The sequence below is a fragment of the Bradyrhizobium sp. LM2.9 genome, from assembly GCF_054056555.1.
Window position 1 is genome coordinate 4,659,457 of the sequence record NZ_JBSRYJ010000002.1, and the last position, 20,776, is coordinate 4,680,232.

Annotated in this window: 21 protein-coding genes, 1 tRNA gene and 2 pseudogenes; 9 read left to right on the plus strand and 15 right to left on the minus strand. The window is 61.2% G+C overall.

What is annotated here, in order from left to right; all coding sequences use genetic code 11:
* Positions 1–11: 11 nt before the first annotated feature.
* From ACVWW3_RS24305 to ACVWW3_RS24325, 5 genes are read right to left on the minus strand one after another with little or no spacing between them, the layout of a single operon-like run.
* Entirely contained in the window at positions 12–1,148 is a 1,137-nt protein-coding gene (locus ACVWW3_RS24305) for an NAD(P)/FAD-dependent oxidoreductase (protein WP_247447455.1), read from the minus strand.
* A gap of 8 nt (positions 1,149–1,156) precedes the next feature.
* Entirely contained in the window at positions 1,157–1,963 is an 807-nt protein-coding gene (locus tag ACVWW3_RS24310) for an ABC transporter permease (protein WP_456648411.1), read from the minus strand.
* Positions 1,960–2,835, minus strand: a complete 876-nt coding sequence (locus ACVWW3_RS24315; protein WP_456648410.1) for an ABC transporter permease — start codon at positions 2,833–2,835, stop codon at positions 1,960–1,962. The genes ACVWW3_RS24310 and ACVWW3_RS24315 overlap by 4 nt, the downstream gene beginning before the upstream one ends.
* Entirely contained in the window at positions 2,832–3,872 is a 1,041-nt protein-coding gene (locus ACVWW3_RS24320) for an ABC transporter ATP-binding protein (RefSeq protein ID WP_456648409.1), read from the minus strand. The genes ACVWW3_RS24315 and ACVWW3_RS24320 overlap by 4 nt, the downstream gene beginning before the upstream one ends.
* Positions 3,873–3,895: 23 nt before the next feature.
* Positions 3,896–4,930: an ABC transporter substrate-binding protein gene (locus ACVWW3_RS24325; RefSeq protein ID WP_456648408.1), complete on the minus strand. Its 1,035-nt coding sequence runs from the start codon at positions 4,928–4,930 to the stop codon at positions 3,896–3,898.
* Positions 4,931–5,205: 275 nt separating this feature from the next.
* On the opposite strand from ACVWW3_RS24325, the gene ACVWW3_RS24330 reads away from it, so the two are divergent.
* Entirely contained in the window at positions 5,206–6,123 is a 918-nt protein-coding gene (locus ACVWW3_RS24330) for a LysR substrate-binding domain-containing protein (protein WP_456648407.1), read from the plus strand.
* Here the strand turns inward: ACVWW3_RS24330 and ACVWW3_RS24335 are convergent.
* From ACVWW3_RS24335 to ybgC, 4 genes and pseudogenes are all read right to left on the minus strand, one after another.
* Positions 6,113–6,505 (minus strand): annotated as a pseudogene (locus ACVWW3_RS24335) (amidohydrolase family protein); the annotation flags it as partial. The gene ACVWW3_RS24330 and the pseudogene ACVWW3_RS24335 sit on opposite strands and share 11 nt — an antisense overlap.
* Positions 6,506–6,649: 144 nt before the next feature.
* Positions 6,650–7,117, minus strand: coding sequence for a nuclear transport factor 2 family protein (locus ACVWW3_RS24340; RefSeq protein ID WP_456648406.1), 468 nt, complete (start codon positions 7,115–7,117; stop codon positions 6,650–6,652).
* 77 nt (positions 7,118–7,194) lie between these two features.
* Complete coding sequence (locus ACVWW3_RS24345) at positions 7,195–7,626, minus strand: YbgC/FadM family acyl-CoA thioesterase (RefSeq protein ID WP_456649757.1); 432 nt, start codon at positions 7,624–7,626, stop codon at positions 7,195–7,197.
* A gap of 23 nt (positions 7,627–7,649) precedes the next feature.
* Positions 7,650–8,090, minus strand: coding sequence for a tol-pal system-associated acyl-CoA thioesterase (gene ybgC / locus ACVWW3_RS24350; protein ID WP_456648405.1), 441 nt, complete (start codon positions 8,088–8,090; stop codon positions 7,650–7,652).
* A 296-nt stretch (positions 8,091–8,386) separates the two neighbouring features.
* On the opposite strand from ybgC, the pseudogene ACVWW3_RS24355 reads away from it, so the two are divergent.
* Both ACVWW3_RS24355 and ACVWW3_RS24360 read left to right on the plus strand, forming a co-directional pair.
* Positions 8,387–8,647: pseudogene (locus ACVWW3_RS24355) on the plus strand (M20/M25/M40 family metallo-hydrolase); the annotation flags it as partial.
* A gap of 318 nt (positions 8,648–8,965) precedes the next feature.
* The gene (locus ACVWW3_RS24360; RefSeq protein WP_456648404.1) at positions 8,966–10,642 is read left to right on the plus strand and encodes a patatin-like phospholipase family protein; all 1,677 of its coding nucleotides are present in this window, start codon (positions 8,966–8,968) and stop codon (positions 10,640–10,642) included.
* Positions 10,643–10,764: 122 nt separating this feature from the next.
* Here the strand turns inward: ACVWW3_RS24360 and ltrA are convergent, their stop codons facing one another.
* Both ltrA and ACVWW3_RS24370 read right to left on the minus strand, forming a co-directional pair.
* Positions 10,765–12,006 (minus strand): group II intron reverse transcriptase/maturase, encoded by a 1,242-nt coding sequence (ltrA, locus tag ACVWW3_RS24365; protein ID WP_456672159.1) that lies wholly within the window; start codon positions 12,004–12,006, stop codon positions 10,765–10,767.
* 1,032 nt (positions 12,007–13,038) lie between these two features.
* On the minus strand, positions 13,039–13,269 hold the full coding sequence (locus ACVWW3_RS24370) for a hypothetical protein (RefSeq protein ID WP_456648403.1): 231 nt from the start codon (positions 13,267–13,269) through the stop codon (positions 13,039–13,041).
* A 5-nt stretch (positions 13,270–13,274) separates the two neighbouring features.
* Between ACVWW3_RS24370 and ACVWW3_RS24375 the strand changes: the two genes are divergently transcribed.
* The 4 genes from ACVWW3_RS24375 (at position 13,275) to ACVWW3_RS24390 (ending at position 16,547) form a co-directional block, all read left to right on the plus strand.
* Entirely contained in the window at positions 13,275–13,616 is a 342-nt protein-coding gene (locus ACVWW3_RS24375; protein WP_456648402.1) for a hypothetical protein, read from the plus strand.
* A gap of 433 nt (positions 13,617–14,049) precedes the next feature.
* Entirely contained in the window at positions 14,050–14,175 is a 126-nt protein-coding gene (locus ACVWW3_RS24380; protein ID WP_456649756.1) for a hypothetical protein, read from the plus strand.
* 617 nt (positions 14,176–14,792) lie between these two features.
* Positions 14,793–14,869, plus strand: a tRNA-Arg gene (locus tag ACVWW3_RS24385).
* A 331-nt stretch (positions 14,870–15,200) separates the two neighbouring features.
* On the plus strand, positions 15,201–16,547 hold the full coding sequence (locus tag ACVWW3_RS24390) for an IS5 family transposase (RefSeq protein WP_456648401.1): 1,347 nt from the start codon (positions 15,201–15,203) through the stop codon (positions 16,545–16,547).
* Positions 16,548–16,715: 168 nt separating this feature from the next.
* Here the strand turns inward: ACVWW3_RS24390 and ACVWW3_RS24395 are convergent, their stop codons facing one another.
* From ACVWW3_RS24395 to ACVWW3_RS24410, 4 genes are read right to left on the minus strand one after another with little or no spacing between them, the layout of a single operon-like run.
* Positions 16,716–17,084, minus strand: a complete 369-nt coding sequence (locus tag ACVWW3_RS24395) for a DUF6527 family protein (RefSeq protein ID WP_456672422.1) — start codon at positions 17,082–17,084, stop codon at positions 16,716–16,718.
* A gap of 2 nt (positions 17,085–17,086) precedes the next feature.
* Positions 17,087–18,502 carry a ThiF family adenylyltransferase gene (locus tag ACVWW3_RS24400; protein ID WP_456648400.1) on the minus strand — a complete coding sequence of 472 codons (1,416 nt, stop codon included), beginning with the start codon at positions 18,500–18,502 and terminating at the stop codon, positions 17,087–17,089.
* On the minus strand, positions 18,499–18,900 hold the full coding sequence (locus ACVWW3_RS24405) for an E2/UBC family protein (protein WP_456648399.1): 402 nt from the start codon (positions 18,898–18,900) through the stop codon (positions 18,499–18,501). Before ACVWW3_RS24405 ends, ACVWW3_RS24400 begins: the two co-directional genes overlap by 4 nt.
* A gap of 19 nt (positions 18,901–18,919) precedes the next feature.
* Positions 18,920–19,246 (minus strand): multiubiquitin domain-containing protein, encoded by a 327-nt coding sequence (locus ACVWW3_RS24410; RefSeq protein ID WP_456672160.1) that lies wholly within the window; start codon positions 19,244–19,246, stop codon positions 18,920–18,922.
* A 154-nt stretch (positions 19,247–19,400) separates the two neighbouring features.
* Between ACVWW3_RS24410 and ACVWW3_RS24415 the strand changes: the two genes are divergently transcribed.
* On the plus strand, positions 19,401–19,793 hold the full coding sequence (locus ACVWW3_RS24415; RefSeq protein WP_456648397.1) for a helix-turn-helix domain-containing protein: 393 nt from the start codon (positions 19,401–19,403) through the stop codon (positions 19,791–19,793).
* The gene (locus ACVWW3_RS24420) at positions 19,780–20,721 is read left to right on the plus strand and encodes an ImmA/IrrE family metallo-endopeptidase (protein WP_456648396.1); all 942 of its coding nucleotides are present in this window, start codon (positions 19,780–19,782) and stop codon (positions 20,719–20,721) included. Before ACVWW3_RS24415 ends, ACVWW3_RS24420 begins: the two co-directional genes overlap by 14 nt.
* Positions 20,722–20,776: the final 55 nt, after the last annotated feature.

Here is a 20,776-nt window from a genome sequence, read left to right on the forward strand (position 1 = left end):
CTTCAATATCTCTAGTAGCCGCTGTTGTTCGCAGCGCCGGCGGCGCCAAAACGGCTGGCCGAGAACGCGCCGACCAGCTCCGGCTCTAGCGAACCTTGAGCGACCATCCGCGCGATCTCGAAAGCGTGGTTGGAGGCGAGCGTCACGCCGGAATGGCAGCAGGCGACGAAAGCGCCGGGATGGGTCTCCGACTGGTCGTAAATCGGAAAGCCGTCCTCCGGCATGACGCGGATGCCGGCCCAACTCCTGACCACGTTGAGCCGCGACAGATGCGGAAACATCCGTTGGGCGCGATCGGTCATCACGGCGCTGATCGAGTGCTTCAGCGCGCGATCGTCGAGCTCGTCTTCCTTGCTGTCGCCAATCATCACCGTGCCCTCGTCGGTCTGGCGGATCGTGGTCAGGGGATGCGGCAGGAACGGCATGGTCCGCTCGGTCACCACGATCTGGCCGCGGGTCGGGCCCATCGGGGCGTAGAGACCGACCATCGGTGCGAGCGTCTGGTTGGCGTTGCCGGCGGCCAGCACGATCTTGGCGGCGCGAAGTTCGCCCTTCGGCGTGGCCAACTTGAATTCACCACCGCTTTTGCTGATAGCCGAAACCGGGCGCTCCGGAAAATAGTCAATGCCGAACGCCTTGAAGCCGGTGTGGAACGCTCGGAACGTGCGCAGCGAATTGACGTGGCCGTCGAGCGGGCAATAGCTGCCGCCGGACACCTCGGGGCCGATCAGCGGCAGCGACTTCTTCACGTCGGATGCGGAGAGCATCTCCATCTTGTAGTCGGCCGCACCAGTCTGGTTGTGCATGCGCTTGACCAGTTCGGCGCGCTGGCCGAACTCGTCTTCGCCGAGCGTCAGATGGAAGCCGCCATTTTGCTGAAGCGAAACATCGAGACCGGTCTGCTGCTTCAACTCCGAAGCAAGCCTTCCCCATGCTTGTGACGCCTGCACAGTCCACACCGTATACGCCGGCATGCCCAAGCCCTTGCTCTGAACCCAGACCAGGGCAAAGTTGGCGCGCGAGGCGCGCTTGGCGATGTCGCCCTCGTCAAGCACGGCGACGCTCTTGCCGAGCCGGCCGAGGCCCCAGGCAATGGCGGAGCCGAGCAATCCGCCGCCGACAACGGCGACGTCGTAATCCCCTGACATGAGTTCTCCTATCGTCCCGTATCGCCCTTGCCGGCGAGCACGCGGTCGAGCCCGTAGAAGCGGTCGAGCAGAATGAGGGCGGTCATGGTGATCGCGATCACGCAGGCCGAGACCGACGTCACCAGCGGATCGATGTTGTCCTGGATGTACAGAAACATGCGCACCGGCAGCGTCTCGGTGCCGGGTGCCGCAAGGAAGACGGTCATGGTGAGATCGTCGAAGGACTGGATGAAGGCGAGCGCCCAGCCGCTGATGACACCTGGCAGGATCAGCGGCAAGGTGACGCGGCGGAACAGCGTCCAGCCGCCGGCGCCGAGCGAGACCGCGGCCATCTCGACCGAGAGATCCATGCCGGTTGCGGCCGCAAGCGTCAGCCGCAGCGCGAACGGAAACACGATGATGACATGCGCGATGATCAGCGCCGCGAAGCTGCCGCCGAGGCCCGCCGAGGTGAAGAAGCGCAGGAAGGCGATACCGAGCACGACATGCGGGACCATCAGCGGCGACAGGAACAGCGCGGCCAGCGCATCGCGACCGCGGAAGCGATAGCGCGCGATCGCCAGCGCCGCCGGCACCGCGAACAACATCGCCACAAAAGAAGACAGCGCGCCGAGGCCAAGACTGATCCAGAAGGCGTGAATGAATTCGGGATAGTTGGCGATCGCCCTGAACCAGCGCAGCGAAAAACCGTTGGTCGGCAACGACAGGAAGCCTTCGGGCGTGAACGCGACGAGGCAGACCACGAGGATCGGCGACACCATGACGATGACGAAGATGGTGTGGAAGATCAGCGCGAGCGGACCGTTCCGGCTCATCGGAACACCTCCGCGTAACGGCGCTCGATCAGCGCGTTGCTGCCAACGACGATCAAGACCAGCGCGGCGAGCAGCAACGTGGCGACCGCCGCACCCAGCGGCCAGTTCAGCGTGTTGAGGAACTCGTCATAGGCGAGCGTCGCCGCGACCTTGAGCCGGCGTCCCCCGATGATCGCGGGCGTCGCAAACGCGCTGGCTGAGAGCGAGAACACAATGATTGCGCCCGACAGCACGCCCGGCATGATCTGCGGCATGATGATGCGGCGGATGATGGTCACAGGGCCGGCGCCGAGCGACAGCGCGGCATTCTCGATTTGCGGATCGAGCCGCTGCAGCGCGGCCCACACCGAGAGCACCATGAACGGCATCATCACATGCGCGAGCGCAACCACCATGCCGGTTTCGGTGAACATGAAGGGAATGGGTGCGCGGATCACACCGGCCGACATCAGCAGCTTGTTGACGAGGCCGTTGTTGCCGCCGAACAGCAGCGCCCAGCCGAGCGTCCGCGCCACCACGGAAATCAACAGCGGCCCGAGGATCACGAGGAGGAAGACACTCTTCCAGCGTCCGCTCATGCGGTTGAGGATGTAGGCTTCGGGCGCGCCGAGCACGGCGGTGAGCAGCGTGGTCAGAATCGCGATGCGAAACGTCCGCCAGAACATCTCGGCGTAATAGGGGTCGGTTACGATCTCGTGCCAGTTCTTGAGGATGAAGACCGGCTCAATGCCCTTGTACTGACCCCAGTCGTGGAACGACAGCATCACGGTCATTGCCAGCGGGATCAGCAACACGCCGACGAACAGCATCAGGGCTGGCGCGGTCAGCGCCCAGGGCGCGCGTGCGTTCCGCTCCTCAGCAGCCACGCTCATGCGGAGGCTCCTCCGCGCACACCCATATCCTCCGGACGCCAGACGAGACGAACGGCCTCACCCTCGACCGGCTGCCTCTCGCCGTCATTCTGGCGGATCACGGTCGCCGGGCCGCATTCGCTGTCGCACTGGAACAGCCAGTGATTGCCCTGGAAGATGCGGGTAACGATCTTCGCGCCGAGTCCCGTATCGCCAAAGCCAATCCGCTCAGGGCGGATGCTGACGGTCACGGGACCGCTGAGCCCGGCAGGCGCGGGCGCGCTCCACGAGCCGGCAATCAATCGCGCACGCGCACTCGTCCGATCAATCGTCGCGGCAAAGTCGTTGGTCTTGCCTAAAAACTGCGAGACGAAGGCCGAGGCCGGCTTCTCATAGGTCTCCTGCGGCGTGCCGATCTGCTCGATGCGGCCCTGGCTCATCACCACGATGCGGTCGGACAGCGACATCGCCTCGTTCTGGTCGTGGGTGACCAGGATAGTGGTAGTGCCGATGGTGCGCTGGATCTGGCGCAATTCGATCTGCATCTCCTCGCGCAGCTTGGCGTCGAGATTGGACAAGGGTTCATCGAGCAGCAGTACGCTCGGCTTGATCACCAGCGCGCGCGCCAGCGCCACGCGCTGCTGCTGGCCGCCGGACATGCGGCGCGGATGGCGGTCCTCGTAGCCGGCGAGACCGACCATCGCGAGCGCGGCGCGGACGCGCTCGGCCCGCTCTGAGCGCGCCACCTTACGCATCTCAAGGCCGAAGGCGACATTCTCCGCCGCCGTCATGTGCGGAAACAGCGCGTAGCTCTGGAACACGATGCCGAGCCCGCGTTTGGCCGGATGGATCGCGGTCAGGTCCTTGCCCTCCAGCCGGATCGCGCCGCGGGTGGGATCGAGGAAGCCCGCGATCATTTGCAGGGTCGTTGTCTTGCCGCAGCCGGAGGGGCCGAGGAAGGAGATGAACTCCCCCTTCCCCACCGCGAGACTGAAGTCGTCGACGACAGTCTGCGCTCCGAATTGCTTGGCGATCCCTTCGAGTTCGAGATAGGCCATGGCACTGTCTCCGGTATGACCGATCAGCGCTCGACTTCGCGATTCCAGCGCTTGGTCCACTCCTCGCGCTTGTCGTTGATGACCGTCCAGTCCGGATTGTAGAGCTTTGCCGCGCGCTCGCCGATCGGCGCCATCTTGCCGAGCTCCGGCGGGACCACCAGCGATTTCAGCACCGGGCCGTAGCCGTAGTCCTTCAGCAACACGAGCTGGATTTTTGGGTCGAGCAGCTTCTTGATGAAGCTCGAGGCGAGCGGCGAGACGTTCGGCTTGGTGATTGGACATGCCGTCGTCAGCAGCGTCGCCGCGCCCTCCTTCGGGTAGATGAAGTCGACGGGGAAGCCGGTATTGGCAAAGCTCTGCACGCGTCCCGTGCCCCATACCGCGATCACGGCCTGACCGGACTGAAACAGCTCGGTCATCTTGCCCGGCGACGGCTCATAGGCCAGCACGTTCGGATTGATCTGCTCCTTGAAGATCTTGAAGCCGGAATCGACATTGGACTCGCCGCCGCCGTTCATTTTCGACAGCATCACCAGCGCTTCGAGGCCATAGGTGTTGTTGATCGGCGGGATCACGAGCTGTTTTGCGTATTTCGTGTCCTTCAAATCGTTCCAGGAAGTCGGCGGCGCCCAGCCCTTCTCCGCAAACACCTTGGTGTTGTACATCAGGCCGGTGGCAACGATGCCGATCGCGACAGCGCGATCGTCCTTGAAGCGGGCGGTGTCGTAGAGATCGGCCGGCAGGCCATCAAGCTTGCCGCAGAAGCCGAGCTGGATCGCCTGGTACATCGGGCCGTCGTCGACGATGGCGACGTCGATCTGCTGGTTGCCCTTCTGCGCCTGAAGCTTTGCCAGCGTGTCGGTGGAGTTGCCAGCGACGTATTCGACCTTGACGCCGTTCTCCTTCTCGAAGGTCGGGATCACCTCGTCACGGATGGTCTTCTCGAACGAGCCGCCATAGCCGGCGACATAGAGCGTCTTTTGCTGGGCCGAGGCGACCGAGGGGGCGGCCATGAGAGCCGCGATGCCGACCGCTGTCAGAAGGCGAAAAGTCTTCATGTGGTCCGATCTCCATACCGAGGTGAGGTGACGTGCCGACGAGTCTCATGAGCCGAAGCGCCTTCCGCATTCCCTTCCGCGCCAACCCGACACCAATCAGGGCTCCGGCCCCTGCTCGACAGGTTTCGACGCGATCCGGAGGTTTGAACCCCTCCAATCTGCCGAAAAAGCGGGCTCTCTCCAGCTCTGATGAAAAAGATCGCAAACCTAGCCTTCCATCGTCCAATGAATAATGGCAACCCTTGCATGCCGAAATGTTATGAATGGAATTCGGGATGGCGCGGATCAATTCGCGGCAGGTGGAGGCCTTCCGGGCGACGATGCTGACGGGCAGCGTGACAGAGGCGGCGGCGCTGATGACCGTGACGCAGCCGGCGGTCAGCCGGTTGCTGCGCGACCTTCAGGCGCTGCTGAAGATGGAGCTGTTCGAGCGGCGCGGCACCGGGCTCGTGCCGACCGCCGCAGCGATGGCGCTTTATACCGAGGTCGAGCGCTCCTTCGTCGGCCTCGAACGCATCACGGCGGCAGCCGAGGAAATCCGTGGCCGCCGCACCGGCTCGCTGCGGATCGCTGCACTTCCAGCGCTGTCGAATGGCTATCTGCCGCGGCTTGCCGGACATTTTCTGAAAGAGCGGCCGAACCTTAACCTCGCTTTCTTCGGTGTGATCTCGCCGATCGTGGTCGACTGGGTGCTGAACAATCAATGCGACATCGGCTTTGCCGAGGTGCCGATCGCCCATTCCGGCCTGCCGAGCCAGCGGCTACCGTCACTGGCGCGTGTCGCAGTGCTGCCGACCGGACACCGGCTTGCAGAAAAGAAGGTGCTGGAGCCGGGCGATTTCGAGGGCGAGACGTTCATCTCGCTATCGGCGGGATCGTCGAGCCGGCACCTCGTCGATCAGGTCTTCCACCGCAGCGACGTCCGCCGCGTGCTCAGGGTCGAGACCACACTGTCGGAAATCATGTGCGGCATGGTGTCATCAGGCCTCGGGGTCGCGATCTGCGATCCCTTCACCGCGCAGGAATTTTCAACCCGCGGCGTCATCGCGCGCCGCTTCCTGCCGCGCATCGACTTCGAGTTCTCAGCCGTTTTCCCCGCACAGCGCAGCCCGTCGCCGGTGGCACTGGATCTCGTCGAGACCATGCGCAAGTCGCTCGCCGAATTCGAGGACGAAGCGATGCTCAACCGTTGAACGCGGCCTGGGCCTCGGGCAGGTCCCAGATCTTGCCGATCGCAGCGGTGCCGGCGGCCATGATCGCCGCCTCGTCGGCGCCGAGATAACGGCCGGCATCGATCAGCATGCGGCCGTCGACCATGACCTGATCGATATTGGCGCGGTTGGCGAGCGCGATCAGCGCGCGGCGCGGGTCGAACAGCGGCTGAAGATGCGGATGGGTCAGATCGACCACGGTGAGATCGGCGGTCGCCCCCGGTTCGATGCGGCCGAGATCCGGCCGCTTGATGACATCAGCGGCGACCGCCGTGTTGGCCTCGATCAGTTCGGGCAAGTTCGCGACATCGGCGCGCGCTGAGGTGATCTTGGAGATCAGCGAGGCCGCATTGAGTTCGCCGAGCGGTTTCTGGCGCGCAAGTCCATCCCCTCATCCTGAGCAGCGCGCCATTTGCGCGCGTCTCGAAGGATCGAGCCCCGCTGCAGCAACAGGGCCGGCATGGTTCGAGACGCCGCTTCGCGGCTCCTCACCATGGGGGTTGAAATCTCAGAACGGATCGGTCCCCAACCCCGGCACATCCGCCGGCCTCGGCCCCGGCGCCGGCCAGTGAAACCGCCGGTCGTTCTCCGCAATGGCGATGTCGTTGATCGAGGCCTCGCGCCGCCTCATCAGCCCGTGCCCGTCGAACTCCCACTGCTCGTTGCCGTAGGAGCGATACCATTGGCCGCTCGCGTCGTGCCATTCGTACTGGAAGCGCACCGCGATACGGTTGCCGTCGAAGCCCCAGAGGTCCTTGATCAGGCGGTACTCCTGCTCCTTCTCCCATTTGCGGGTGAGGAATGCGACGATGGCCTCGCGACCCTGAAACACGTCCGAACGATTGCGCCAGCGACTGTCCTCGGTATAGGCGAGCGAGACGCGCACCGGGTCGCGCGAATTCCAGGCGTCCTCGGCCATGCGGGCCTTCTGCGCGGCGGTCTCACGGGTGAAGGGCGGAAGCGGCGGGCGCGACATGATGGCCTCATCGGTTGACGGGAGCGCAATCTACGCCTGCATTCCGCGGAGTCGAGAGGCCGCCCGCTATCGCCCGATCACGAAATCAGATCGGCCTTCATCATGGCGCGGATCGACTTCGGGATCGGCTGGGCGCGGCCGCCGCTGATGAAGGCGACGCGGACCTCGGCTTTCACCAGCACGTCCTCCCCGCGCCGCACCTCCTGCGCCAGCATGATCGAGGCGCTCTTCACCGCGACCGGCCAGGTCACGACGTCGAGCACGTCGTCCATCCGGGCGGGCTTGAGGAAATCCAGATGCATCGATCGCACCACGAAGGCGAAGCTCGCCTCTTCCGTCTCGGCTTGCTCGAACAACGCTTGCTGCTCGGCACCCATCAGCCGCAGATGATTGGTCCGTCCGCGCTCCATGAAGCGCAAATAATTGGCGTGATAGACGATGCCGGAAAACTCTGGCTTGCCAACATCGCAACACAGCGCCTTGATTTCATTGGGACGTTGGAGGGCTATAGCGTAAACAAGCGTAGATTTTTCTACGCTCCTCCCATGGCGAACCGCAGCGCCTTCGGGATACGTTGCGCTTTTCCGCCTGAGATAAACGCCACGCGCACGCGGGCCGTGACCAAAAGATCGTCCCCGCGCCTGCATTCCTGCAGCAGGGTAATTGACGCACCCCTTACCTCTTCTGGAACCGTGACAACTTCAAGCAGGTCGTCCAAGATTGCCGGCTTTAGAAAATCGATACTCATCGAACGGACTACGAAAGCAAAGCCTGGCGCATCTTCCTGCGCTTCCTTGAGGAGCTCTTGCTGATCCGTTCCGAGCAGACGCAAGTAATTTGTTCTGCCGCGTTCCATGAAGCGCAAGAAATTCGCGTGATAAACAATCTGGCCGGCGTCCGTATCTTCGAAATAGATACGGACCTGCATATGATGGCGGCCATCGCGAATTTCGCCATCAAGAGAGGCTGTCACAGTGCAATTTCCCTTATTGCGATTTCCGAGAACCAATTGTCTTGCACAGAGGCGCTTTTCTGAGCAAGCGCCAAAATCTTGAGCTCGGCTCCTGCAGGGAAACATCAGCGCCCTGCCGCGTGAATGCGGCATGCACTTTGCCGGGGATCAATAGTCTGGCGCGATCCGCGATGCGGACGCAGCCATCAACCGAAGAAACGGGCGCGCTTCGAACACGGTAGCTGGAAGCAACGAATGAGAGACATTGGCAGCTGGCGCTGCCAAAAAAAAGCTCTGCGCTCTTGACGACCGGCCGGAACATGAAGCCGCTGGCGGCTGCCAAGCGCGCGTTGACCGAGGAATGGGGCAAGGAGGCCCTACTGGTCGGCTCCGGCGGCTCGATCCCGATCGTCGCCGATTTCAACCGCACGCTCGGCCTCGACAGCCTGCTGGTCGGCTTCGGCCTCGACGACGACATCCATTCGCCGAACGAGAAGTACGACCTCAAGAGCTTCCACAAAGGCATCCGCTCCTGGGCGTGGATTTTGGGAGCGCTCGCGGACCTGCCTGGGAGCTGATCGTCAGCGTCGGACACAGGCTGTCCGACTCACTGCGGTGAATGGTTCCACGACCTCACTGCGGTGAATGGTTCCACGACGGAGCGCGTGAGGCTGGTTCGGAAAGGGGAAACCGGGGCGGGTTCCCGGAAACTCAAAATGCTCCCGCCGGTCCCGGCCGAAGCATCAAAATATACACGCAAATCAGAGCCTTAGTGGCCAGATCTGATCAGAGCGCGACTTCGTCAACGCCCAATCGCGTTGCAACTCGTGCCTTCTTCTGCGACATCTTGGCCTCTTAAGATAGAGTGCGCACGGTAGATAGGTGCGAACCATATCATGTCAATCCCTAATATCCAATTGGCATTCCAGGGTGGCGGCGCCAAGTTCGCCGTCATGCTGCCCGTCGCCGACGCCTTTGTCACGGCTCAAAAGCGCGGTGATCTGCAGATCAAGGCCGTTGCCGGAACCTCGGCCGGCGCCATATGCGCCGCACTCGTGGCCTGTGACGCAGACTTTTCCAAGGTCCTGGACTTCCTCGACAGCCAAGGCGATGGCTGGGTGTCTAAGCTGATACCGGCAGATATTCGGCCGCTTGCCGAACTCAAGTCGCTTCCCAAATGGTGGCACCTCAGGACATGGTTCAAGCATCGCAACGCGATCCTGGACGTCGTATGGGCGGGACGGCCAGTCCTGAACGGGAACGCGCTCAGAGATTTCTTTCGGGCCCTGTTCAAGTTCTCGACCGGCCGTGACGATCATGCGATCGAAAACCGCACCACCGCGCTAACGATCATCGCGTCGAACATCGTGGCTTCTGCGGCCGTTGAGCACAAGAAGGGGTCATTGGTCTCCGCGCTGACAGATTCCTGCGCCCTGCCAATCATCTTCCGATCGTTTGCTTCGCTGGCGGGCAGCCATCACGTCGACGGCGGGCTTTGCGACAATCTTCCGATCGAAGGGTTGCTGGCTGACGTCGCCTCGCCGGTCTTCGCCATCTATCCAGTCTCGCCGGAAAAGGAACCATCAACGACAAACAATATATTCACCTATCTGCTGGCGCTGCTGTCGGCCTCCATCAACCACGGCGTTTCAAGGTCGAAGGCGAAGATCGAAGCGCCCTTTCAGTTCGAACAGAAGACGGAACTGGGTCTCCTCGACTTTCGCGAGGCGCTCGCGGTGTTGCGGGACAAAAAATGGTACAAAGAAGAAAAAGACGCCGCGCTTGCCAGAATCGAAAACTTCCTGACGTCGTATGGCTCGATTGCCTCCCCGAAAGAGGCGCGCGTGGTCGATGTCATCGACGTCGATCAGTACCGCAATGTGCTGGATGAATTGTCCAGCGATTTTGCTGGCAATTTTGAGCAGACGCTCTCGCGATTCATGATCCGCATCAATTGCGACAAATTCTTCCGGGACAAGAAAGACGCCGCCCGCCGGCCAGCCGATACGGTCACCCGTGTCTCGGAAGTCAAGGTGCTCGGCGACGACGTGAGATACTACCGGTCCAATCTCCTCTTGTCGGGCACCAGTATTGTTCCCACCATCTGGAGTGTGAGGAATCAGACGCGGGACCGGGACATTCCGATCCGCGCCCTGGCGCTCGAGGACAGGAGCGACCACAAGGCAGCGAAGCACTGCTTGATTCAGTTCATCGATCCGAAAGCCCACCTCAGCAAGGGCGACATCCTGGAGATCCGTGGTACCTATCCGACCTCGCATCCGAACGATATGAGCGACCTGAATTTTCAGAAAACCGAGTTCTTCGGGTTCAACAACCTCGAATGGGATGACATTCAGACCGCCGAACTCGTGCTCGTCTATCCGAAGAAAATCGGTCCGTTCAATCTCTCCAGCGATCCGAAGCGAAGCACGCGCCACGATTTGACGGCTATGCAATTTGGAAAGGAATTTCGCGCTGCGCTCGACAACGAAATGGAAGTGCAGGGACGTTCGGCAAAGAATCTGAAGAAAGGTCAAAAGCTCTATGCTCTGGTGACCCGGATTCCTCAATAATCCGGGTCCCTACCCGAAGCAGAAATCCGGGTCCCTACCCGAATCGGGATAGGGGGACGCCTCGCGGCGTCGCCCCTCCCACACCACCGTACGTACGGGTCCGTATACGGCGGTTCGGTGGATTATGCGGGTCTCGGAGCCGCGATGGAAGCCAAGCCGAGTGACCTGAAGAAGACAGTTTGCAAGGCAATGTTAAGCGCAGGGCTCGCTGCCAACCGCCAAGGGCCATGTGGGCTGCCGGCAGTTTGAGCCGCCAGATCCCGGCCGACACCACGGCGTCGCAGTTCGGCAAAGCGAGTGCGACCACGCTTCCACTGCTTCCAGGCGATGGCGCGCAACCGCCGCCTGATCCACTGATCGAGTGCGCTCAACACCGACGGGGTTTGGCAGAAGCCGAAGTATCCGCGCCAGCCGACAAGGTAAGTGGACAGCTCCTTGGCGATCTGTTCGAGGCTTCGTCCGCACGTGCGTCGCGTCAGCTCCCGGACTCTCGCTTTGAAGCGGGTAATCGCCTGCGGTGCGATACGCCGCCGCGGCTCCTTCCCGCCTGTGAAGCTGAAGCCCAGGAACTTGCGGACGCTCGGCTTGGCAACCGCGCTCTTGGCCTTGTTGACCTTCAGCTTGAGGCGCTTTTCGAGGAACTTCTCGATGCCGGCCATCACCCGCTCGCCGGCCTTTCGACTGCGCACATAGATGTTGCAGTCATCGGCGTAGCGCACGAAGCGGTGGCCGCGCTTCTCCAGCTCCTTGTCCAGCACATCCAGCATCAGGTTCGACAACAGCGGCGAGAGCGGGCCGCCTTGCGGCGTACCTTCCTCCGTCGCGCTGACCAGTCCCCCTTCCAGCACGCCCGCGGTCAGAAAGCCGCGGATCAGCTTCAGGAGGCGCTTGTCAGCAACCCGCTTGGCAACCAGCCCCATCAGGACGTCGTGGTTGACCCGGTCGAAGAACTTCTCCAGGTCGATGTCCACGACAAAGCCGTGGCCGGACGCGATGTACGCCTGCGCCTGTTCCACAGCCTGATGCGCCGAGTGCTTCGGCCGGAAGCCGAAGCTCGTTCCGGAGAACGTTCCGTCCCAATCCGCCTGCAGCACCTGCAGTACCGCCTGTTGGATGAAGCGATCGAGCACCGTGGGGATGCCGAGCGGCCGAGTGCCGCCCGATGCCTTCGGTATCTCGACGCGTCGTACCGGTTGCGGCTTGTAGGTGCCCTCCAGCAACTGGGCTCGGATCGTGGGCCAGTGCTCCTTCAGGTAGGTCGGCAGCTCATCAACGGACATGCCGTCGATGCCTGCCGCACCTTTATTGCGCTTCACTCGCGCCAACGCTTCCTTCAGATTCTCACGCTCGACCACTGCTTCCATCAACGGCCCCTGCGACCGCCGGGCGTTCGAGACTGGCTTTCGCCGCACGTGCTTCGGCCTCTTGGGCGGCGGCCTTCGGGGCTTCACCCCTCGCTCCGGTGCCCAAGTTCAGTTCGATCTGTTTCTTCTGCCGCATGGCTCGCACGAGATTACCGCTCTACTGGCCTCTTCCACCGTTCAGGCCTTCGGCAGCGCGCCGCCGCCTACTATGCCCTCGGCTGACTTCTGCACTGCGGTCAGGCCGCCTTGCGACGGCCTCAGTCCCGTTGCCGGGACACAGCACAGACCTCCCGAGGTAAGACCGACCGCCTTCACCGCACCCCCGCCGAATTTACCACCCCGGTCCTTGATGACTGTGGACTTCGCGATCAGTTGCTCGCTCGTCCGGCCGGGTAGGCCTCGTTATCCGGTGCTTGTCCATCGGGCCGCGGCTTTGCTCCACGCTGTCTTCAGACCCCACCTCACGATGACGCCCTTGCGCTTCGCTAATCCTTCGCCGCCATCAGGCTGGATAGAGGACTTCCACCTCCAAGCTGTCGTTCATACTCGGCACACAGCAGAAACGCCGCCCAGGGATTGGGCGGCGTTTGATTCCAACGCGTAGAGGTATGTAGTTGGCAGTTTAGTTTAGCGCATTCGCGCGGCCCGTCCACCGGATATTTCCAAGGGGTACCCTCATTCCACAGGGTAGGTGCCCTCGCGAAAGACGTGGTCGCGCCTTCTATGAGGGCATGCTCGAGCTTCCATTCGTTTCCGAAGACGAATTTGCGATCGTGTACGATCTGAACGGGGTGAGCTTGCGAATTCAAAAAGTTGCGCGCGTCATCCCTCAGCCCTTTACCGTCCTTGGCTGGTCTGTTTCATCGATCGATATGGCGCCACGAATGGTTTGATGGCGAGAGGTGCCGTCTTTGAACACTATGCCTCACTTCAGCAAGCCACCAATCGACTTAGCGCAACAAGCGCTTTTGGTGATCGTAGACGCGAGGGGCGATCCGCCAAAAACGCTAACCTTCGCGCTCCGCTTCTGCGCTAGCGTCGGCTCAAAAGAACGTTTCGCTGCTGCATGTCGCGAATGCGGTCTTCAGGCAGGCGGAGCTTCTTGAGGATCTCCTCGTTGTACTCGCCCTGAAACGCGGGCACTCCCGGGGCGGGCAATTCCGAAAGGCTGAAAATCCATGGGTTGCCCGGCATGCGCAGGGTGCCGCCGCCGCGGTCGTCGACAACGGCGTTCCATTTCCTTGACCCAATCCGGGTCTGCAAATTCGTTGACCGTGCGCACGCGGCCGACCATCAAACAGCAGCCCCACGGTCTCCGGGATGTTCTTGTTAAGGTCGATACGCGCCGTCCGCGGACACTGATCACGCCATTTCCAGCGCCCGGCAGCCGCGGCATATTCGCCGACGGCCGTGTGACGATCGAGACCGACGCGGGAGTGAAGACCTCGGGACTCGACGAGTCGCGCACCTATTCAACCTTTGTAGGATCATTCTCTCATGCTCACGCGTCGTTCCCTTACAGCGAGTTTTCTCGCTGGTTCTGCAGCGATGGTCGTATCCGACGCAACGTCGGCCAACTCTGGTTTGACGATATCGCAACAAGAGGCTAACAACAGCTTGATTCCATTGGGGCGTTGGAGGGCAATAGCGTGAACAAGCGTAGATTTCTCTAGCCCCTTCCGTGGCGAGCCGCAGGGACTTGGGGATGCGCTGCGCGTTTCCGAATTGAGCCAACAGTCAACAACGTCGGGGAGATTCTCGAACTCACCTTCCGAGTCTTCCACCCGGCAGTCCCGTTACGCCCAGATGGCGATGCCGCAGGCCCCGATCAGCCGGCTAATTATGGCAGAACTGTTCAGAACCAGATATCTCCGGCGGCGAAAGGAATCCGCGTTATTCGCGGTGTCGCCACGATTGATGTGCGGCCTGAAACTGGCTTCCGCCAAGACCCTTTTGCCTAGTGGCGTGCACCTCGAAACACGGTACCATCTGCAGCACATTTGTGATTCGAGATCAGCGGTTTAGGCAACGGCAGACGTCTTCATCAGCTACTCCAAGGCGGAACGCAAACTGACCGAAGATTTGGCGAAGATTTTGGTAGGCGCCGGCCTCACCGTCTGGTGGGACACGGAGTTGCGGCCGATCCAGCGGTTCCGGGGCGGAAATTGACGCGCAGCTCAACAATTGCTCCGCCGCGGTGATCATTTGGTCGGCCACTTCCGCGAATTCCAATTGGGTACTTTCTGAAGCTGATCACGCCATACGGCAGGGCAAGCTTGTTAACGCCCATCACTCCGACATCCTGCCCGAACACCTGCCCAAGCCCTTCGGCCAGATTCATGCTGTGCCGCTGACCGACACTGACCGCATCCTCAGGGCAATCAAGCTCATCACCACCGGCAAGCCACCCAAGGCGACCGCAGTGTCCGCTGGCGAGACGAGAGCGATCGAATTCATTACAGACGCTATCCAAGATGCGCTCAAATACGCTCCACAACTACGCGATTTGGCCGATCGCGCGGGGTGGGAAGCCACTTATAGAAGTTCCTCGTCAAACCCTGAGCGAAGCAAGCGCGGGATGCTAGCTTCTGATTCGTCACCTCGTTCCATTCTCGCCACTGGTGGAGCGCGATGTTTCCCGATTGATGGGCATGGACCGTTGCCCGCCGAAGGCATGTGTCAAGGCAGCTGGTGCGAACAGCGAGGAAGAAAGAGCATTGTAATGCAAAGGCTTGCGAGGGTTGCGCGTTGGGTTATCTCATGCGCCAAATCTGCGTAAGCAGTAAGCACCGGTAGCTCAGCTGGATAGAGCGTCGCCCTCCGAAGGCGGAGGCCACACGTTCGAATCGTGTCGGGTGCGCCACTTCCGAACAAAACTGGACACTCCGGCCGGAATGGCCGCCGCCCATGACGAGGCGTTCCAGAACGGTCCGCCCGCCGATTGCGGATCTCTTTGTCATCGACCTCGACCTGGTCAATCACGGCCCGGATGTAGGCCCGCGGGAATGGCGTCTCGCGCGTCAGGAGTCGTCCGTGAAGTTGGGCTAAGCGACTGAGCCAGAATCGCATTTGTCTTTGTAGACTGATTTGGGATTGCAGGGATTTGATGCTTCGGGCATCGGAAGCTTGCGATTTCATTTTCAGGATTCCGTCGAATCGCCAGTCATGATTCCGTGGTCGCATCGGAGGTGGCGATGCGACCGAAGAAGCACAGGACGACGGGATCGGGCGATCTGTTCCGGGCCAGGCTGGACCAGATCATCAACATGAAGCACGAGCTGGTTCAGCTCGCCGGCAAGGTCGATTGGGACTGGATCGACGGCGAGATCGCGCCGCTCTATAGCGAGAACGGGCGTCCGGGCATCGCGACCCGCTTCGTGATCGGGCTGCTCCTGCTCAAGCACATTTACGGCCTGTCCGATGAGGGTGTGTGCGAGCGTTGGGTCCACGACCCGTATTTCCAGTACTTCACCGGCGAAGAGTTCTTCCAGCACGCGTTCCCGCACGAGCGCTCGGACCTGAGCCACTGGCGCAAGCGGCTCGGCGACAAGCTGGAGCTGTTGCTGGCCGAGAGCCTGCGGGTAGCGCACGAGGCCGGCGCGTTGCGCAGCCAGGACCTCAAGCGGGTCACGGTCGATACCACCGTGCAGCCGAAGGCCATCACCTTCCCGACCGATGCCAAGCTGCTGCACGCGGCGATCAAGGGGCTCAACCGCCTGGCGAGGAAGCACGGGGTCAGGCTGCGGCAGTCCTATCTTCGCATCGCCAAGACCGCGGCAATGATGGCGGGGCGCTACGCTCATGCCAAGCAATTCAAGCGGCATCAGCGGCAGTTGCGCATCCTGCGCAGCCGGCTGGGCCGGATCATTCGCGATATCCGCCGCAAGATCGAAGGGCAGGCGGTGCTCGAGAACGCCTTCGCCCTCCCGCTCAGCCGGGCTTCGCAGATCCGCTCGCAGCAGCAGCGCCAGCGCGGCTGGAAGCTTTACTCCTTCCACGCCCCGGAGGTGGAGTGTATCGGCAAGGGCAAGGCAGCCGCGCCTTACGAGTTCGGTGTCAAAGCCTCCATCGTCACCAACAACCGCCGTGCTCCCGGTGGCCTGTTCGTGCTGCACGCCAGGGCGCTGCCCGACAACCCGTACGACGGTCACACCTTGCGCGACGTCATCGACCGCACCGAGACGCTCACCGGCTGTGCGATCGAGCGGGCCTATGTCGACAAGGGATATCGCGGCCACGACGCACAGAATCCCCGTCGCGTCTTCATTTCGGGTCAAAAGCGCGGCGTCTTCGGTGTCATCAAGCGCGAGCTGCGCCGCCGCTCCGCCATCGAACCCATCATCGGACACCTGAAGACCGATGGTCACCTCGGCCGCTGCTACCTCAAAGGCCGCGCAGGAGACGCCGCCAACGTCATCCTCTCAGCCGTCGGCCACAACTTCCGCCGCATCCTCGCCTGGTTCAGGGCTCTTTGGTGCCTGATCCTGACCGCCCTCATCGCTGCTGCCAGCGACCGATCACCGCTTCAACCGGGTTGTTAACGGACGACTCAGGACATTCGTTCGCATCACCCCGACGAATTTAGCGATCTTCTCCTCAGTGATCCGCGCCTCTTGGCGCGTTTCAGCGAGGGCGCGGTCGAATACGACCTGCGCGACGCCCCGCTCGTTTTTTCAGCGGTGTCGCGTTCCTTGATAGTCGCATCGTCATTAGCACCATACGACGCGGCCATTTCGAAACCAAAAATGCGAGCCGCATTCCTTCTTCCTCCAGACCGAGGGATGGAGAGTGGCAGTCCCGTCGTCATGGCGTGTGACACGCCAGCAAGGGCGTTCATCAGGAAGAAGATTCATATGTAAAACAGAACGGCAACCGCAGGGGCAGATCATTGCTGCTTGCTCTTGGAAACCATCCTCCTCGACGATGTAGAGGGTTCGGCGCTTCAATTGCTTGGGAAGGGTGTCTTCCACGAACAAGGTAGGATACGGAGGGACGATCCAATTATGGATACGCCCGTATGCGCCCCGCACAAACCGATTTGCTCGGCCATATTTATTCAGCCAAAAGCGACGAAACATGTTCACGTCTTTCGCCTTTCCGCGAGCTCCATGAGCCCCAGGAGTGGCGTGGTATCGCTGAAGCCAACCTTCGCTCCCAGGATATCGCAAATTCCCTCTTCTGGATCGTAGATGAGCTCCATGCTCGCGAGGCTAAACGTGACGGCGGCATACGCGCCGTTCGGTTCCTCACGGTAGGGATGCAGGCGCGCAAGGATTTCGTTCACGGCAAGCGCTGAGGCAAACATGTTGACGCTGATGACGGCGGGCCGGTGCCCGGCCACGCCCCTGATATATCCATCCTCCACCTGCCGGTCGTGAGCAGTCGGGTCGTTGCGGCGCAGACCGGCAGCGGCGACGTCGCTCATCGTGAACAGTCCCCGGCTGACAAGGCTGGACCGGCCAGGGCGCAAATAGTTCACGGTGCCGCAAACTTCACGGATGTGCGCTACGCCATCGAAATCCTTTGTCGCGTCCAGGCGTACGCCGATATCGAAGTAGGGAATCGAATAGTAGGAAGCGATGGCGTTGAGAAGATACCGCCCGTCTACGGTGTCCATGCAGCCGAAGATGATGTCGCATTGGGCAACTTCGCGGATGACCTCGGGGTCCCACAGGTTTTTCTTTATAGTAATGAACGTGGTGCCGAGACCTGTGCGCTCGACCGCGTCGGCCAACACGTCAACCTTAGGGCGCTTGTTCTTCACATCATGCATGGTGGAGTTCAGGATACGGTTGACGTTGCGCTCCTCCATGTGATCGTCATCGACACCGACAATCACGGCGGCACCAAGCCTCATAAGCTGCTCAATGGTCGGGCTGCCCGTCCCTGACGCGCCAACGACCGCGAACGACAGCCGACGCAAACGCTCAATCGTGCCCTTGTCGAATGCCTGGGCGTGGGAGGCTACGAAGTTGGGCAGTTCGATACTGCCCGCGTCCGCGTACCAAAAGTGCAGATCGTCTCCGGCAACACTTATGCAATAGATCGGATCGAAGCCGCCGGTCGCGTTCAAGACGCGCCCGAACATCTGGCCGTCCGGCAACATCACGGCGCTGCCGTGCGGCACGTCTGCCTCGACCCATCCCCGGATCATCGGCAGAAGTCGCTCGTCGCCCTTGTCATCCGTCAGCGAGAAGGCGGCATAGCCGCCGGGATGACTGTGAACCTTAACGATCGACAATCCTTCAGCGGCAGCGCGGTCGAGCATTGGGGCTATATAGTCCGGCGGCCAAGTGACCCGCATCGGGGTCCGCTCCGAACAATCCTCGTAGGGGATGCCGTGAATCTCGCGCACAACGAGTCGGTGGCTGCGATCGCCCGCACGGCTGCCGCACAGCAAAATCGCTACGGCCTCGTTGCCGTCGCCGGGGAAGAGAAAACTCTTCAAGTGCTCGTGCTGGTCGCCTGAAAAGGCCAGAGTGACGGGAGCGGTCATTTCTCGAACTCCCGGTCAAGCCAGTCCTCGATCAGAATGACATGTGTCCCGATGTGATCGCGCCCGATCTTCCACGGGTTCGCGCCCGTGCGGTGGCGGGACCAGCGCTGGTAGGTTTTTCCGTCGAGTTGCTGCTGCGCCTCGGTTGCTCCGATTGCCTTTCCGTCCGCGCGCGCAAGCGCGGGGAAGAAATACACCATGTTGAGTTCGGTGTTCGGGTAGCCGGTCTCGATCCGGATCGCCGCCGTCACCGTCGCGTGATTATAACCGCGCGGCACCGGGAAATCGTGGATCAGCACCCATTGGGAGCCGTCCACGATGGTTTCCCACGGCAAACCGTATTCGTCGAGAAATTCCCGGTCGATGGGCAGCAAGTCAAACTGACGGCGGAGGGGCATCGCTCAACCCTCCGTCTGATCACGCGGCAGCGCTTTGAACTTCTCGACGCCCGGGCGGCGAAGATCGACGTGCTCGTTGAGCCCAACCTTCTGCGGTTTCTCGCCCGCAAATTTTGACGCGGAGCGTGTAGTTCTCGGCAGGCAGGAGACCCGCGAGGGTCAGGATCGCCCGACCGGTCGGGTTCGGTTCGTTCACCACGAATGGGTCGCCGTTCACGAGGATGCGGTAGCCCTTTGAGAGCGGCGGGCGCTTGCCCAGTTTGGCGTACTCTTCGAGATCGATGATCTCGTCCAGCACCTCTTCCACGCCGGGATCGGCGCCCCTTTCTTCAAGGTTGTCAGTCATGTGATATCCTCCTTATCCGGGCACCTCGCCCTTCCACAGTTCCAATATTACATAGCGCGCTAATAATATCAAGCAGCTTCTTTGCGCGCTTGACGAAGCCGCATGACTGGAGTAGAAACACAATAGAAACAATACCTTGCAGGAGCACCCGGCCATGCTCTCCCCCACGGACGAAAGGAACACGTCGAAACTAACGCTCGGCCAGTATCTCGCATCGATTCGCGTGAACCGGAGCCTGAGCCTGCGCGATGTCGAGGAAGCGACGAATAAGCAGGTCTCAAACGCCTACTTGTCGCAGATCGAAAACAACAAGATCAAAAAGCCGTCGCCGAACATTCTGCATGCGCTGGCAGAACTCTATGCCATCAGCTTCGAGAATCTGATGGATATGGCCGGGTACATATCCGGCACCAAGCGCGCCGATACCGAGCGGCACGGGCGCATCGCGACGTTCGCCGAGCATAATTTGTCGGCCGAGGAAGAGAGCGAGATGTTGCAGTACCTTGAATTCATGCGGGCGAGGAAAAAGCCGGGTGACAAAAGCTGACGATAGCAGCCTCGAACCCGAAGATCTTCGCGCGGTCGAGGAGCGAGCGCGGCAGCTCCTTGACCGCGCAAGCGCATGGGACAGATTCCCCGTGCCTCTTGAAGATATCCTCGCCGCTGCAAACGTGCGCGTTGCACAAACCAGCCTATTCGATCCCGTCGCCGTCATGGAATACTTGGCGGGAAAGGCAATCCAGACAGCAACCGTCGTTAAATCCGCCCTTGGTAAGTTGTTCGGCCTATACGATTCCGCTGACACGCTGATCCACATTGACGACAGCGCTATAAAGTCAAAATCCAAAAAGACCTTCCTGACCCTTCACGAAACCGCGCATCACGATCTTCCTGTGCACAAGCGCATGTTTCGGTTTTTCCAAGATAGCGAACAACATCTCGATCCTGAAATCTCGGACCAGTTTGAACGCGAGGCGAACAACTTTGCCAGGTTCGCCCTGTTTAAGGGCGACGCTTATGCCCGGTATGCCGCTGACTGTAAATTCGACATCAAGACACCGATCACGCTCGCGAAAAAATTCGGCGCATCCAACTACGCCTCAGCGCGGGAATTCGCGCGTACTCACCATCGCGCCTGCGTCGTGTATATCCTCGAACCTATCGAGTTCGTTCCGGGTCACGGTGCGCGGGCCGCCGTCCGCCGTATTGAACCCTCCCCTTCCTTCATGCTTCGGTTTGGCAAGCCCGCAGACACCGTTATCACGCCCGATCATAGTCTTGGCCGTATCCTGCCCGTTGGTCGAAGGATGACACGCCCCACAACCCTTTCACTGACGGATCGCAACGGCACCTCTTATGAGTGCGTGGCGGAGGCTTTCGACACGACACACAATGTCATCATTCTGCTTTATCCGATGAACGCACTTGGCAAGCCGACAATTATCCTTCCGCCGGGCTTCAAAAACGTCGTTTAGCGCGGCCCAAACTCAGCCCGCGCCGGAGCGAAGCGGATAACGTCCATGTTAAAGC